The organism is Infirmifilum tikiterense (assembly GCF_054696565.1).
Map to the genome: position 1 here is coordinate 1,383,383 of NZ_CP182482.1, position 14,413 is coordinate 1,397,795.

Below are 14,413 nucleotides of genomic sequence, written 5' to 3' on the forward strand. Positions count from 1 at the left end.
TATATACCACTTTGAGTAGTAAACATGATGAAGGCGCGGTCTGCCTTTGTGTGGGACTTCGACGGAGTGATCGCGCAGACCCCGCACAAGGAAGCGTGGGGCCTCGCCTGCGAAAAGTGGGGGGTGAAAGGATTCACCGATGAATTCTATGACCTGTATGTTTCTGGAAAGCCGCGGCTGGAGGGCGCGAGGAACATCCTCAAGAGGCTCGCCCCGGAGCTTCTCCATAGGGGCGGCGAGAGGATCGTAGAGGATTTCGCGGAGGAAAAGACGTCAATCTATGTAGATCTCGTGAATAGGGGCATGTACGCTCTCAACACGAGTGTATTGGAGTTCATCAAGGCCTCGCGCACGCTTGGAGTGATACAGGTTCTCGCGTCGGCCTCTAGGAACGTTCTGCTGATCGCCGAGCGGGAGTACGCTGGGGAAAAGAGAATAATAGACCTATTCGACGCGGACGTTAGCGGCACCGGAAAGTCTAAGGTGGAGGTCTTCGCGCGCGCGAAGAGTGTCGCAGAGGAGTTGTCGGGAGGTAGGCTAGGGTGCCTGGTCTTCTTCGACGATGCCCCTGCCGGTGTGAAGGCTGCGAAGGAGCAGGGTGGGAAAGCTGTGGGCTGCTTCCACAGGGAGCTGAAAGAGTACGGTGCGGATGCTGTTGTCGAGGACTTCTCCTTGATAACTCCCTTAGTTTTGCTGAAAGAACTGGGGTGCGAGGCTTGAAGAAGTACGTGTTCCGCGAGAAGGAGGTCGACAGGGAGACTATCGCAAGTCTCACCACGCTCTCCAACGGCTTCATCAGCGTGAGAGGTGACCCCGAGTTCCTCGAGACGCAGCAGGGAATGTTCGTCGCAGGGGTGTACGGCTACACGCCTGTGTTCTACAGGGAGCTCGTGAACATTCCTAGGGCTCACGCGCTCTACCTGGAAATCGAGGGGGTGCCGCTCGCCCCTAGCGACGTGACGTACACTCTCGACACCCGGGAGGGGAGCCTGGAAATAGACGCCCTTCTTGATTCCCCTCTCGGCCTCGTGGAGTACTCGAGCAAGAGGTTTGTGCACAGACGCCTACAGGGGCTCTTGGGCCTGAAGATCCGCCTGCGGAGCCTAACGGCTAGCGGGAAGCTGTGCGTGAAGGCGCCTATAGAGCTGGAGTTCTCGAATCCATCTGTCCCAGATGGAGTGAGGGTTAAGCTTTACCGGGTATTGAGGGCGGAGAGCCGTGGTACATCGAGCGTCGAGGTGGAGAGCAACGACGGTAAGTACAGGCTTAGTATAGCTTCAACGGTCTCCGCGCCTCCAGGCCTAGAGCTGAGAGATTACACGACGCGTTCGCAAGCGGGTCAGGTGTTCTGCACCGATATCGGGCCGGGGGATACCCTAGACATCGAAAGGTTCGCCTCGGTGGCTTTCACGCGCGAGGAGACCGAAAAGCTGCTGGACGTGGCTAAGAGCACGGGATTCGACGCTCTGCTGACCCAGCACAGGGAGGAGTGGGGTAGGGAGTGGGAGTCAATGAGCCTAAAGGTAGAGGGTGATGAAGAGCTATCTGACGCACTCTTCTTCAATACGTTCCACCTCCTCCAAGTCTACAACCCTAACAGTGAGGTCTTCATGCTACCGGCTAGGGGGTTACACGGCTACGGCTACCGGGGGCACGTCTTCTGGGACACCGAGATATACGCATTCCCCTTCTACCTCTTCTTCAAGCCGGATGCCGCTAGGAAGATACTTGAGTTCAGGTGCTGCACCCTCCAGGCGGTGCTGGAGAACGCCAGGAGGAATGGCTACCGTGGGGCGCAGTACCCTTGGGAGAGCGCCGACGACGGGTTCGAGGCGACGCCCCGCTTCGTACCACTAGACCCGGCAGGCAGGGAGGGGGTTAGGATTTTCACTGGCGACCTTGAGCACCACATAACCGCTGACGTGGCGTACGCTGTAGACCTCTACTACCGTTACACCGGCGATAAGGATTTCTTCTCGCGGTGTGGGTTGCGCATGCTTGTGGAGACAGCTAGGTTCTGGGCGTCTAGGGCAGAGTGGGACGAGGATAGGCGTGCGTACGTGATAAGGAACGTCATAGGCCCTGACGAGTACCACGTTGGAGTCGACAACAACTTCTACACGAACGTGATGGCTAAGCACAACCTGGAGCTCGCGGTCAGGTACTGCAGGGAGGCTCAGCTGGACCCCGAGCTCGGTAAGGTCCTCTCAGAGCTCGAAGTCGGCGAAAGCGAGGTGGGCATGTGGTATGAGATCGCATCTAAGCTGTTAATTCCTTGTAGCAGGGACGGCTTATGCGAGCAGTTTGATGGTTACTTCAGGCTTAAAGACTACAAGCTACCCGCGGGGAACGTAGGTGAGAAAGGGCTTCCTCGTGAGATACTTCAGGAAATCCAGAGCACACAGCTGGTTAAGCAGGCTGACGTCGTCGCGGGGCTGTTCCTACTGCGGGAGAAGTTCCCGGTGAGCGTGCACAGGGCAAACTACGAGTACTACCTGCCCAGAACTACGCACGCTAGCTCCCTCTCACTCCCGATGTACGCCGCTGAGGCCTTCTACTTGGGAGAGTTCGACGAGGGCTACGAGATGCTGAAAAAAGCCGCGCTAGCGGACTTGAGAAACGTGTACGGGAACGCTCAGGACGGATTCCACGTCGGCTCGGCTGGTGGCGTTTGGATGGCGATCCTGTTCGGCTTGCTTCGCATCGATGATTTGGGCTCTTGGATGCAAGGCTCTTCGAGAGCGTTTGGGCGCGTCAGGCTTTTCTTCAGCATCAGCATCAGGGGTAAGAGGTACAGTGTCTCCATTGCTTAGCGATTTCTTTATTTTGCTGTAGACTTGTCTTTGTCGAGGAGAGAAAGTGGCTAGCGAGGAGCTACGCGAACTGCTACAGAAACTGGGCTTCACTTCCTACGAGGCAAAAGCCTACGTCACCTTGGTCGTTAACGGCCCGCTCACCGCAACAGAGCTAGCCTCGAGGAGCGAGATACCTCAGCCTAGAGTGTACGATGTCGTGCAGTCCCTCTCCGAGAAGGGTTTGATCCTAGTTTCTGAGGGCAGACCCCGGAAATTTGCCGCAGTGGACCCGCTAATCGCCCTGAGGAACTACGTTGAGAGAAGGCGGGCGGAGGAGGAGAAAATCCTCCGGGAAGTTCTTAGGGAGATCGGCTCGATCACTCCCCAGACAGCCGAGCCGGGCGTGTGGACAACCACAGGCTATGCCTCCGCCGTAAACCTGCTGGGGGAGGCTGTTGCCTCGGCCAGAGACGAGCTCCTCTTCTCGGGGTACACCGACGTGGTGAAGAGCTTCCTGTTACCCGCATTGAAGCACGAGCTTGCCACGTGCGTTGTGCTGTACGACGCGCCGGTAGACCTTCCGGAGGAGTTCCGGCAGCTCGATGAGGTTCGAGTTAAACCCACTAAGGCACCTGTCATGGCAATACCAGACTTCCAGTACGCGCTGATCATCGTAGACTTCGAGGGAGGGAGACCTGTAGCCTACAAGGTCACGGATGAAAACCTCATTCGAATATTCGCGGTGTACTACCTGAACTACATAAGAGCCGGCTCGAAGCCGGTTTTCGACAGGCTCAGCTCTATCGACCATAGAAGGTACGTGCACCTCTCACGCGCCCTTGACCACGTCCGGGCCTTGAGCTCAGCCGGCAGGAGGATAAGGGTAACGGTCACTGGAAGGTGGGTCAAGGACGGGTCCCACGCGAAGGTAACAGGAGAGGTTGTGGAGCAGTTCGAGAACTCTTACAGGAGCATCGGCTACATAAGGCTCAGAACCGGGGACGGCAGAGAGCTCACAGTGGGGGGTATTGGCGCCTACCTTGAGGACATCGAAGCCAGAGAAATAGAAATTTTTGCTTTATAGTTGCTCGAGCCTGTAGACCGTGAGAACCTTGACCAGTTGCTCCGTCTGTCCGTCGAACAGGTAAACCGGGCCGCTGAACGCGAGGAACACTGTCGCAGAGCCCTCGAGCTGAGCTTCAAGACCCCTGCGCTCGCTGTAAGACGTGACCTCCTGTCCCCCGAGAAGTGCGTGGGCGATCACCCCTCCTCCGAGCTTCTCGACTCCGATAAGCCTAGCCTCGACGCCCGCCCCCGCCTCGACGGAGACGTCCTGGGGCCGCACGCCTAGGAACACCTCCTTACCTCTTAGCTCGGGCGGTAGATCAGGGGAGCTTATCGAGACATTACCGACGACTATCCTGTTGTCCTCAACTCTAGCTCTAAGCAAATTCATGGGCGGCGTTCCTACAAATCCCGCAACGAACGTGTTCATCGGGTAGTCGTAGAGGCGTGAAGGCGTATCCACTTGGACAACCTCACCTCGGTTGATGACAGCAATTCTGTCCGCCATCGTCATCGCCTCAGCCTGGTCGTGTGTCACGTAGATCGTAGTCGTCTTCAGCTCATCGTGGAGGAGCCTACGTAGCTCGAACCTCAGCCTGACCCTCAGCTTGGCGTCGAGGTTGCTCAAAGGCTCGTCGAGCAGGAATACCTTGGGGCGCCTGACGATCGCGCGGGCAAGAGCGACGCGCTGCTGCTCTCCTCCCGACAGCTGGTAAGGGTACTTTTCCAGGAGGTGAGTGATGTTAAGCATCTCCGCCACTTCAATAACTTTGCTCCTTATCTGCTCCTTGGGGTACTTCCTCATCCTCAGCGGGAAAGCGATGTTGTCGTATACCTTCATGTGCGGGTAGAGCGCGTAGTTCTGGAAAACGAACGCGATGTCGCGCTTACTCGGGTCAACGCCGTTCACGACGGTGCCGTCTATAATAACCTCCCCCTCGTCAGGCTCCTCGAGCCCCGCGATGATCCTCAGCAGTGTAGACTTACCGGACCCGGATGGCCCAAGGAACACGAAGAATTCCCCTCGCTGGATGTCGAGGCTCACCCTGTTGACTGCTGTAACCTCGCCAAACCGCTTCGTGACCCCCCTCAGAGACACACTCATAAGATCACCCCTTCTTTGCGGACACAACAATCCCCCTGATCATGTACTTGTTCAGGAGAACGTACAGGACTATCGTGGGCAGGGAAGCGATGAGGCTCCCAGCAATTATGGGTGTGTACTCCGTCCACATGTTCCTGCTGAATGCGAAGTTCAGCCCCACGGGCAGAGTGAAGTTCTCGACGCTCCTTAGGAATACGAGCGGGCCTAGGAAAGCGTTCCAAGAGCCCAGGAACTGGTAGATTGCCAGAGCGCCTAGGGCTGGCTTCGAGAGTGGGAGGGCTATGTAGAAGAACGACTTCAAGGGATCCGCCCCATCTATCCTCGCCGCCTCGAAGAGCTCTTTTCCAAGAGAGAGGTAGTACTGCCTCATGAGGTAAATGCCCGAGACACTGGCAGAGCTGAGGAAGGCCAAGCCTACCAGGTTGTCTATGAGCCCGAGCCTTACGATGAGGATGAAGTTGGGGATTATCGTCACGAAGGGCGGGACCATCAGAAGTGTGAGCAGTGCGCTGAAAAGCAGATCCCGCTTTGGGAACTTCAACAGTGCGAACGCGTAACCGGCCATCGAGCAGGTCACGATGTTAAAGGCTACAACCAGCCCGCTAACCAGCGCTGTGTTCAGGACCCACCTTGGGAATAGGGAAAGGTTGAAGAGCTTCGCGTAATTATCCAGCGTGAACGGGTTCGGGATCCACTCCGGTGGGAACCTCGACGCCTGAGCCCACGTCATGAACGAGGCGACGATCGACCGGATGAAAGGCATGAGGTAAATCAACGCCAGAGCGATCATGAGAGTGTAAGCTACGGCAAGGTACAGGATCCGGTAAACGTTTTTCCCTTCAACCATTTTTAGGTCACCCTCCCGAACTTCAGCCTCTCCTGGATGTAGTAGTTGAGAGTGAACACTATCGCGAAGAGCAGGACAGCCTTGGCGCACGCATACCCGTACCGGAGCTGGACGAAGGCTGTGTTGTAGATGTCCAGCGCGACGGTGTACCCGGCGCCCCCTGCGCCACCCCCCGCTCCAGCCATAACCCACGCTAGGTCGAACATTTGCAGAGCCCCTATGGTTCCGAGCACGACGACGTAAGTGATCAGGGGCTTCAGCATGGGAATTGTGATGTAGAAGAACCTTGCGAGGGAGTTCGTGCCGTCGATACGGGCAGCCTCGTAGACCTCCTTCGGAACCGCCTGTAGGCCCGCGAGGAACGTCACCGAGAAGTGCGCGCTCGTTCCCCAGATAGCTACGATAGCAATAGCCGGCAGGAGGAATAGCGGGTCGTTGAGCCAGTCCGGTCTAAAGCCCCCTGTAAGCTGGGAGACGAAGTAGTTGATGAACCCGTCGCGCATGAACAGCCAGATGAATATCAGCGATACTATAACCGGGCACGTCGTTGCTGGGAGGAAGTATGCAACCCTGAAGAAGTGGGCGCCCCTCACCTTCTGGTTGGCTATAACCGCTGGAACGAGCGCGAGGAGCGTCTGGGTTGGGACTACTAGGGCCGTGTAGAGCAGAATGTTCTTGAGGCCGTTGAAGAAAGGCGTGCGCAGGTACACGTACTGGGGAGAAACCATTAACTCTTGGACGCCTCTCAAAAGCTCGCTGAACATGTCCGCAAAGTTCTTCAGCCCGACGAACTTCATTGGGGTGAGAATGTCCCACTCAAAGAAGCTCAGCGCGAAGGCAAAGAACATGGAAAAGTAGCCGAAGAAGAAGTTCAGCGTGAGAGGGTATAATGTGAACAGGATGAATACCAGCGCCTCTAGCCTGTCTGATCTTTCAAAAAAAGACATATTTTAAGCGTCCCCCGTCCTTAACACTTCCTCTACGACTTAAAGCTTTGCGATACCTTCTCCTTCAGCATCGCGATCGCGTCCGCGGGAGTCAGCTCGCCTCTGACGGCAGCACCGAGGACCTGGTTGAACTGACCCTCTAGATCCCCCGTCTTCGGACCGTAGAAGAACACTTTAACCGTGCTGTACTTTCCGATAATGTTGAGCTCCTTGGCGTGTGAGGGCCAGAGGTTCGGGTCATTGGCAAGAGCCTTAATCGAGGGCAAAGTGTGGCCCATCTTGACGACCAGCTCGCGCTGGCCATCGGGACCCTCTATGAACATCAGGAACTTGAGGACTGCATCGAGGTTCTCAGTCTTGGAGTTGACGCCTAGCGCCACCGTGTAAGCCATCGTCGCTCTTCCAGCCGTTCCTTGCGGTATGAGCGCTAGGTCCCAGTCGCTACCGTACTTGAAGTCCGGGAACTGGTCAGCCAGGTAAGGTATCATCCAGCTTCCCTCTATGGTCATGGCAGCCAGCTGCTTCCCGAAAGCCTCACCGGACCACCCAGTGTTCAGGTCAGCCGGCGTTACGATCCAGCCCTCTTTCCTGCCCTGCTGGAAAGTCTGTATGAACGTCGTTAGAGCGTTCTTGACAGATGGATTGTCGAAGTACGCGGCATCGGCCGCGCTGTTAAATACGGGTGGTGGCGCGCCGTTCGACATGAGGTAGGGTAGCCACCGGTTAAACTCGGCGTGGATGACGAGCCCAGGCTTCCCCGTCTTCTGGTATATCGTCCTCGCGGCGTTGAAGAGGTCGTTCCAGGTCCAGCTTTCAGTGGGCTCTGGCACTCCCGCTTGTGCGAACAGCTTCTTGTTGTAGAACAGGGAGAGTACCGACCAGTCCTTGGGAACGCCGTAGAGCTTCCCGTCCGGTCCCTTGAACGGGTCTAGAAGGAACGGGTAGAACTGGTTTATGAAGTCTTGAGGTAGCTTGTCCCCTACCGGGTAGACGGCGCCCTTGCTTATGAAGGTTGGAGCCCAGGCTGAGTCAAGGTAGAAGATGTCGGGGGCTGCGCCAGCAGCGTAGCTGGCCAGGATGTTCTCGGAGAACATCTGGGTGATTACCTCGTACTTAACTATAACATTCGGGTTTTGCTGCTGGAAGAGCGATATCATCTTCTGGTAGTTCTTCATCTCAGTTTCTCCGGCGCTCCACCCGGCGAACCTGATGACAACGGTTTGAGTCGGCGCGGGGGCAGGTTTGAGTAGCAGGAAGTAGAAGCCCAGGGCTGCGACCAGTATGATGAGAACGGCTACAAGTGCGATGGTTGTTGTTCTTACGCCTTTCTTGGGGGTCTCTTTTTGCGACACCCCCTTCACCGATAGTTTACTACTCGAAGTAGTATATAAAGATTACTCAAAAAGGCTTATCACAAAGACTTTATATTCCAAGTAGCGTGGTGGGAGCTGAGAAGCTTAAACCCGAGAGTGAGCCGACTAGAGAGCTCCTTAAAAAGTTTCAACGCGCACGCGCGCAGATGCGCGGGCTCAGGAAGCCTGCCTCCGAGGACGTTTTCAGGAGGCTAGCACTGCTGCACCCTGATCAACTACATGTAGTTAACTATGGTCGCAAGAGACCTCTGGCGGCCTTTAACCCCGGAGCCTTGCTTAACGGCAACAGGCTTCTCATATACCCAAGGCTTATCTTCGAGTACTATTGGTACGCCTCATCCATCGGGTTGCTCGAGCTAAAGCCCGAATCGCTCCTGAGGCAGGAGGAGCTCGGGGAGGTCCCCGTGAAAGTGATCCTGTACCCCTCAGGCCCCGAGGATCTCAGAGGATGCGAGGACCCGAGAGTGCAGCGTATCGGCGGTAGAAATCTCATGCTTTACACTTCGGTTTCCCCTAGTGAAAGCGGCGTTGAGCCTCGCCAGTCGGTAGCCGAGGTCGCGGACGAGGGGATGAGGAGGCTGGGGCACCTCAAGATGAGATACGGGGACAAGTACTATGTCACGTTCTGGAAGGATAGCGCACTCATAGGCGAATACCTGCAGGGGGCGTGGCTACTCACACGGCCCTCGATACCGCTCCCGGGGGGCGGGTTCCTAGAGGTGGGCTGGTCAGGTCCCCTGGATGCCGAGGAGTGGGCAGTTGGCGTTGAATCCATGGAGCCTTCACTGGTGAGCGAGGACTTCGAAGTGAAGGTGGGCTGGTCTACCAACGCAGTGAGGTTGTCGTCAAACGAGTACCTCGTCGGGTGGCACGGCGTGGGCGTGGACTACATCTACAGGAACGGCTTGGCGCTCGTTGACGGTGAGGGAAACCTCCTAGGTGTGAGCGACTACCTTCTGTCCCCTAAACCCTCGATCGACGAGTTCTACGGCGACAGACCGGGCGTGATTTTCGGCTGCGGGCTTGTCGGGCTTCAAGAGTACTTGCTGTGGGTCGGGGGCGTCGCGGATTACGCCATTGGCGTGTGGATAGCGGAAACAGAGAAGGTATTGGAGCACGTGAAATACCTAAGGGGGTGAAGACCCCGCTCCCAAGCCTTAACGGCTTCGAAGACAACCTCTTTTCCTTTTTCACGCGTGCCTCTCGGCGTCCTAACCGGTTTCGGGGAGCAGGTAGCGCACGCTGAGGGCCGCGGACAGTGCGGCTACGCTGGAGATCAGGAAGAGTAGCCTGGGGCTCGTGATGTCCGCCAAGTAGCCCGACGCCATCCCTATCGCTGAGCCGTACACCGTTGAGAGGACACCCTCGAAGGCGTAGAACGTTGCCCTCTCTGTCTCGTCGCTGATGTCCATGAGGGCCTTGGAGTACGCCACCCAGAAGAGAGGCCAGACCGGGAATATGAAGAACGCCGCGAAGACCAGGGGGTTTGTGGAGGCGTAGTAGCCTGCGTAGAGCGCCGCCCAGCCCAGCCCCGCTAGGGTGAACATCTGCCTCGTCGATAGCCTGTCAGCCAGCCTGCCGTAGGGTATGGAGGAGAGCCCGGCGAGGACTGTGAGCGAAACGACCGCGGACCACAGCTCGGGCGAGCCCTTCAGGTACTTCAGGAAGTATATGCCTAGGACGCCGCCGCCTATCGCCCCCGGAAGCGTCATGAGAAGCCTGGCCGCGTACAGCCTCCAGAACCTCCTCGGCACCCTGGGGATCCTGAGGATATCCCTGGTCGTGGGCCTCGACGCGCTGTTCTCCTCCGGCACGGTGAGGATGAGGGCGAGCGGGATCAAGTTGAGGGCGGCGTTGAGCCTCAGGAGGTTCCTGAAGCCGATAGCGGAGTACAGCGGCCCAGAGGCGAGGCTGCCCAGGAAGCCGCCGAGGACCCCCGCGGCGTTGTACCTGCCCAGGAACTCCCCCCTTCCGTCCCGGAACTTCTCCGCGAGGAGCGCTGAGAAGGCGGAGCCGCCTGCGCTCCCGGTGATCGCCCCAAGCGACTGTACGGCTACAACCTGCTCGATGCTCGTGGCGTAGCTTAGAGCGATGCTGGCGGCTATGCCTGTGCTTGCGGAGAGCACGACGAATGCCTTCCTCTTACCCGTGGAGTCGGAGATCCTCGCCCACACGAGGGACATAAAGGCGGAGATGGCCGCGGGCAGCTGGCTCCCGATGCTCGTGGCGAGGAAGCTCCTCCCGGCGAGCTCGAATATGAACACCGAGAGGAAGGGGGAGACTATGTTCCCAGCGAGGCTGGACGTGAAGCTGTAGACGAGCAGCTTAGCCCTCAGGCTGTTGCGGAGCCTTTCAAGCACAGGGGGACTTATCCTCCCAGCGTATAAATCGTTTAAGCCGAAGCCTTCACGGGTGTCCACGGGTATGTCCGAGCCGATGGGATCCGCGCGAGACCAACCACTACGCCTTTAGTCCACGTCTTCGCCCCCGTATTCCACGCAGTAGTCCTCGGGGCCGGCGCCCTCCACTGGCGTGAGGAGAATGTCCAGGTAAGCGTTGCTTCGCGAGCGCGGTGAGGCGAGGTAGCTCAGGATAGCCTCGAGGATCACCTCACCGACGGGCTTCCCCTCTTCTGCGGCCCTCCTTCTTAGCTCGCAGTACAGGTCCCCGGGGAGCTCGAGCGATATCTTGACGAGGTGCACGTAGGCTGGAGCGCAGTGGCGAATAAATTAGTTGCATCTGCGGCTTGGGGTACCTCGTATATGCTTAGATCTTGACAACTACCTTGACCTGGTCGCGCTCGAACGACTTCTCCATGGCCTTGGGGGCGCTGTCGACGCCGCTGAAGGTCGCCGTCACTAGGGGCTTCACCTTGCCCGTCCTGAGCAGCTCGATCGCCTGCCTGAACTCGCGGAACGTGCCGCACCTCGTGCCGACGATCCTCAGCTCCTTCACCACGGCCTTCGTCAGGTCGGCTCTGAACACGCCTCCGGGGGTTGACTTCAGGTGGACAATCCCTCGCGGCTTAGCGGCCTCGATGGCTAGGTCTAGCGCATCGGGGCTACCAGTGACCTCGAACACTACGTCGAAGCCCCCAGCCGCTCTCTCCCTGGCGAAGCTCCCGAGCTCCGCGGTCGTGACCACCTCGAGCCCCAGCGCCTCGAAGTGCCTCGCCTTCGGGCTTCCCTCCCTGACTGCGACAACTGCGTCCCAGAGCCCGCGCGAGGCAAGCACCTGGGCGAGCAGGTAGGCGAGGTTACCGCTTCCCAGAATCAGCACCCTGTCCCCCGGCCTGGGCGGGAACTGGGACAGCGCGTTCAGCACGGCCGCTAGCGGCTCAGCGAGTGTGGCGGCCTCTGGAGCGAGGCCCGACGCGTCGTGCAGGGCTGTGATGGGTGCTGTGAAGTAGTCGGCCATCCCGCCGTCGAAGTCGATTCCCAGTGTTTTCTTGCGGGGGCAGTGCGTGTAGAGCCCGCTCCTGCAGAGCTCGCACTCCCAGCACGGGAAGTTGATCTCGCTGACGACGAGCTTTCCCGCGAGCTCCTCGGGGCCCTCAACCACGACGCCTGCGACCTCGTGCCCGATAGTGAGGGGCCTCTTGAACAGGGGGTAGGTGCCGGCGTAGAAGGCCTTGTCGGTGCCGCATATGCCTACGGCTTTTGTCTTGACTAGGGCCCAGCCTTTAGGGGGTCTCGGGTCCTCCACCTCCTCGACTCGAAGGTCGCGCGGCCCATAGAGCCTAGCAGCCTTCACAAACCGTGTACGCCGAGGATGCTCATATTCTTTGCCTCGGCAAAGCTTTTATCCCCCGGCTCGAGTAACGCTTGTGCACGAGTGGGCTTTGGCTGAGGCTGTGACCAGGACCGTCGAGGAGCTCGTCCTGAGCGGGCGGGACGTGAAGAGCGTGGAGGTCGTCCTCGGGGAGCTGCAGGCCGTGGACGAGGAGGTGTTCAGGACAGCGCTGGAGGAGCTCCTGAGCTCCCTCAGGGCTGAGAAGGGGATCAGCGTTGAGAGCTTCACGATCACCAGGGAGAAGGCTCTGTTCAGGTGCAACGTGTGCGGAAACACCTGGACGCTGGACGAGTGGAGCGTGGGGGAGGAGTTCAGGGAGGCGATACACTTCGTCCCCGAGGTCGTGCACTCGTACTACTCCTGCCCCCGGTGCGGCAGCAGGGACTTCGAGATCGTTAAGGGCCGAGGTGTTCAGGTCCGGGTGAGGTAGGTGGAGCTCGACTTCAGGGTGCCGCTCATACGCGAGAGGCTCTCGGGGTTGAGGCTCGTCGTCCCGGTCGCGAGCCCCAAGGGCGGCGTGGGCAAGACGACGATCGCCTCCGCGCTCTCGGTTCTGCTCGCCAGGAGGGGGGTCAGGACAGGCGTGCTGGACCTCGACTTCACGAACCCTACGACCCACATAATGCTCGGGGTCGACGCCGCGGCCGTGATGCCCGAGGAGGAGAAGGGGGTCCTGCCGGTCAGGGTGGAGGAGAACCTCGAGCTCATGGGGGTTGCCTTCTACACGAGGGACAAGCCCCTCCCGCTTAGGGGGCGCTCGGTCGTCGACGCTCTCCGCGAGGTGCTGGCGGTGACGAGGTGGTCTTCTCAAGTGCTCGTGGTCGACTCGCCGCCGGGCCTCTCGGACGCCCTGCTCGAGATGCTGAGGCTCGCGAGGGGCTCGAGGGTCCTCGTGGTCTCGGCGTGCGACAGGCTCAGCCTGGTCTCCACGAGGCGTGTGCTGGAGTTCCTGAGGCAGGAGGGCGTGCCCAGCCTCGGGGTCGTCGCCAACATGTGTGACGACTGCTCGGAGCTCGAAGCCATCGGCGTGAAGCCCCTCGACTGCGTCCAGCGCTTCGAGCAGTTGCAGCGCTCGGAGGGGGACAGGGACCTCCTCGCGGAGCTCTTCTCACAAGCCCTGACGGGGACTGTGAGCGAGATCCTGAGGATCCTTGGCTAGCGCCAAGCTCTTTGAAAACCAGTTTTTGTTGTGGACTGAAAATCCACAAGGCTTATAAAGATCCGTGGATTGTAAGTCCACAGGGGTTATGGGAATTCTTCTCGAGACGACGCAGGAGTACGTGCAGTCTCTCCGCAACCTGAGCTTAGTGGAGCGTGAGGTAAGGCTCCCCTCGGAGCCAACGGACGTAGTGGCCGTTGTGGGGGCCAGGAGGGTTGGGAAGACGGTCCTCATGCTTCAGAGGGCCAAGGAGCTGCTCGAGCGAGGGGAGAAGGTTGTCTACGTGTCCATGGACGAGCCCTACTTCAGGAGGCTCGAGGCCAGGAAGTTCGCCGAGCTGGTGAGGGCCGAGTACCGGGAAGGGAAGGTCTACCTCTTCATCGACGAGGTCCAGGAGTGGAGGAACTGGGACTTCAACCTAAGGTGGATGCACGACATGAGAGACTTCTACATCTACGTATCTGGCTCCTCATCCACGCTCCAGTCGTCCGAGATACCCAGCCGGCTGAGGGGAAGATACGTCTCCACCGTGGTGTTCCCCTTCTCCTTCAAGGAGGTCGCTGGGGGGCTGGGTGGGGAGGGCTTCAGGAGCAGGGGTGCTCTCAGGGGCGTGCTGGAGGAGTACCTTAGGTGGGGCGGCTTCCCCGAGGTCTGGCTCACGAGAAGCCGGGAAAAACTCGTCTCGATAGTCGAGACCGTCTTCTACCGGGACATCGTCGAGAGGCAAGGGGTTAGGAACATACCGGAGTTCAAGGAGGTTTTCTACTACGTGCTGTCCCAGTACGCCAACCAGGTCACGTGGCGCTCTTTGAGGAGGCTCCTGGAGGGCGAGGGCTTAAGGCTCGACACAAAGACCCTCATAAAGTACGTTCACGCGATGCAGCAAGCCTTCCTGATCTTCACCGTCAAGAAGTTCTCGTTCTCGGAGCGGGAGAGAGCCATCTCTCCCAAGAAGACCTACCTCGTGGACCACTCCCTCGCCACGCTGTTCGAGCAACCCATGGATCTGGGGAGGAGGCTGGAGAACATAGTCTACCTCCACCTCCTCAGGAGAGCCCGTGACCCCGAGAGGATCTCCTACTACACGGCTAGGACGGGAGAGGAGGTCGACCTGGTCCTGCGGGAACCCCGGGGACCGACCTACGTGTACCAGTGCACCCTGCGCGCCGACAAAAGGCACGTCGAAAAAGCCGAGCGCGCCTGCAGGGAGCTGAGGTGCGCACAGGCGACGGTCGTGGCGCTCGAGACTCCTGAGCAGGCCGCCACCTCCAGGCTGGTCAGAGTTGTCCCCCTCCAGGAGTTCCTCATCGAGGCGTAGCGCACTTATAGC

The 14,413-nt window shown here is 58.9% G+C and carries 14 protein-coding genes; 7 read left to right on the forward strand and 7 right to left on the reverse strand.

The window, feature by feature from the left end:
- Positions 1-24: 24 nt before the first annotated feature.
- The 3 genes from ACNO7C_RS07600 to ACNO7C_RS07610 are packed head-to-tail and all read left to right on the forward strand — an operon-like array spanning position 25 to position 3,879.
- Positions 25-720, forward strand: a complete 696-nt coding sequence (locus ACNO7C_RS07600) for an HAD family hydrolase (protein WP_460024508.1) — start codon at positions 25-27, stop codon at positions 718-720.
- Positions 717-2,813: a glycoside hydrolase family 65 protein gene (locus ACNO7C_RS07605; protein ID WP_460024509.1), complete on the forward strand. Its 2,097-nt coding sequence runs from the start codon at positions 717-719 to the stop codon at positions 2,811-2,813. Before ACNO7C_RS07600 ends, ACNO7C_RS07605 begins: the two co-directional genes overlap by 4 nt.
- A gap of 46 nt (positions 2,814-2,859) precedes the next feature.
- Complete coding sequence (locus tag ACNO7C_RS07610; RefSeq protein ID WP_460024510.1) at positions 2,860-3,879, forward strand: TrmB family transcriptional regulator; 1,020 nt, start codon at positions 2,860-2,862, stop codon at positions 3,877-3,879.
- Here ACNO7C_RS07610 and ACNO7C_RS07615 read toward each other — a convergent pair.
- The 4 genes from ACNO7C_RS07615 to ACNO7C_RS07630 are packed head-to-tail and all read right to left on the reverse strand — an operon-like array spanning position 3,874 to position 8,120.
- A complete protein-coding gene (locus ACNO7C_RS07615) occupies positions 3,874-4,965 on the reverse strand; it encodes an ABC transporter ATP-binding protein (protein ID WP_460024511.1) in 1,092 nt (363 codons plus the stop codon). The two genes, ACNO7C_RS07610 and ACNO7C_RS07615, sit on opposite strands and share 6 nt — an antisense overlap.
- A gap of 4 nt (positions 4,966-4,969) precedes the next feature.
- Positions 4,970-5,812 (reverse strand): carbohydrate ABC transporter permease, encoded by an 843-nt coding sequence (locus tag ACNO7C_RS07620; protein WP_460024512.1) that lies wholly within the window; start codon positions 5,810-5,812, stop codon positions 4,970-4,972.
- A 2-nt stretch (positions 5,813-5,814) separates the two neighbouring features.
- On the reverse strand, positions 5,815-6,759 hold the full coding sequence (locus ACNO7C_RS07625) for a carbohydrate ABC transporter permease (protein ID WP_460024513.1): 945 nt from the start codon (positions 6,757-6,759) through the stop codon (positions 5,815-5,817).
- A gap of 32 nt (positions 6,760-6,791) precedes the next feature.
- Positions 6,792-8,120, reverse strand: a complete 1,329-nt coding sequence (locus ACNO7C_RS07630) for an ABC transporter substrate-binding protein (RefSeq protein WP_460024514.1) — start codon at positions 8,118-8,120, stop codon at positions 6,792-6,794.
- A gap of 158 nt (positions 8,121-8,278) precedes the next feature.
- On the opposite strand from ACNO7C_RS07630, the gene ACNO7C_RS07635 reads away from it, so the two are divergent.
- Positions 8,279-9,271 (forward strand): glycoside hydrolase family 130 protein, encoded by a 993-nt coding sequence (locus tag ACNO7C_RS07635; protein WP_460024515.1) that lies wholly within the window; start codon positions 8,279-8,281, stop codon positions 9,269-9,271.
- Between the two features lie 72 nt (positions 9,272-9,343).
- Here ACNO7C_RS07635 and ACNO7C_RS07640 read toward each other — a convergent pair whose 3' ends face one another.
- The 3 genes from ACNO7C_RS07640 to ACNO7C_RS07650 all read right to left on the reverse strand — a co-directional run bounded on the left by ACNO7C_RS07640 (position 9,344) and on the right by ACNO7C_RS07650 (position 11,885).
- Positions 9,344-10,492, reverse strand: a complete 1,149-nt coding sequence (locus tag ACNO7C_RS07640; protein WP_460024516.1) for an MFS transporter — start codon at positions 10,490-10,492, stop codon at positions 9,344-9,346.
- A gap of 108 nt (positions 10,493-10,600) precedes the next feature.
- Positions 10,601-10,834 (reverse strand): hypothetical protein, encoded by a 234-nt coding sequence (locus ACNO7C_RS07645; protein WP_460024517.1) that lies wholly within the window; start codon positions 10,832-10,834, stop codon positions 10,601-10,603.
- A gap of 64 nt (positions 10,835-10,898) precedes the next feature.
- Positions 10,899-11,885 carry an MDR/zinc-dependent alcohol dehydrogenase-like family protein gene (locus ACNO7C_RS07650; protein WP_460024518.1) on the reverse strand — a complete coding sequence of 329 codons (987 nt, stop codon included), beginning with the start codon at positions 11,883-11,885 and terminating at the stop codon, positions 10,899-10,901.
- Positions 11,886-11,958: 73 nt separating this feature from the next.
- Between ACNO7C_RS07650 and hypA the strand changes: the two genes are divergently transcribed.
- From hypA to ACNO7C_RS07665, 3 genes are all read left to right on the forward strand, one after another.
- Positions 11,959-12,354 (forward strand): hydrogenase nickel incorporation protein HypA, encoded by a 396-nt coding sequence (gene hypA / locus ACNO7C_RS07655; RefSeq protein ID WP_460024519.1) that lies wholly within the window; start codon positions 11,959-11,961, stop codon positions 12,352-12,354.
- On the forward strand, positions 12,355-13,083 hold the full coding sequence (locus ACNO7C_RS07660; protein WP_460024520.1) for a P-loop NTPase: 729 nt from the start codon (positions 12,355-12,357) through the stop codon (positions 13,081-13,083).
- 88 nt (positions 13,084-13,171) lie between these two features.
- Positions 13,172-14,401 (forward strand): ATP-binding protein, encoded by a 1,230-nt coding sequence (locus ACNO7C_RS07665; protein ID WP_460024521.1) that lies wholly within the window; start codon positions 13,172-13,174, stop codon positions 14,399-14,401.
- Positions 14,402-14,413: the final 12 nt, after the last annotated feature.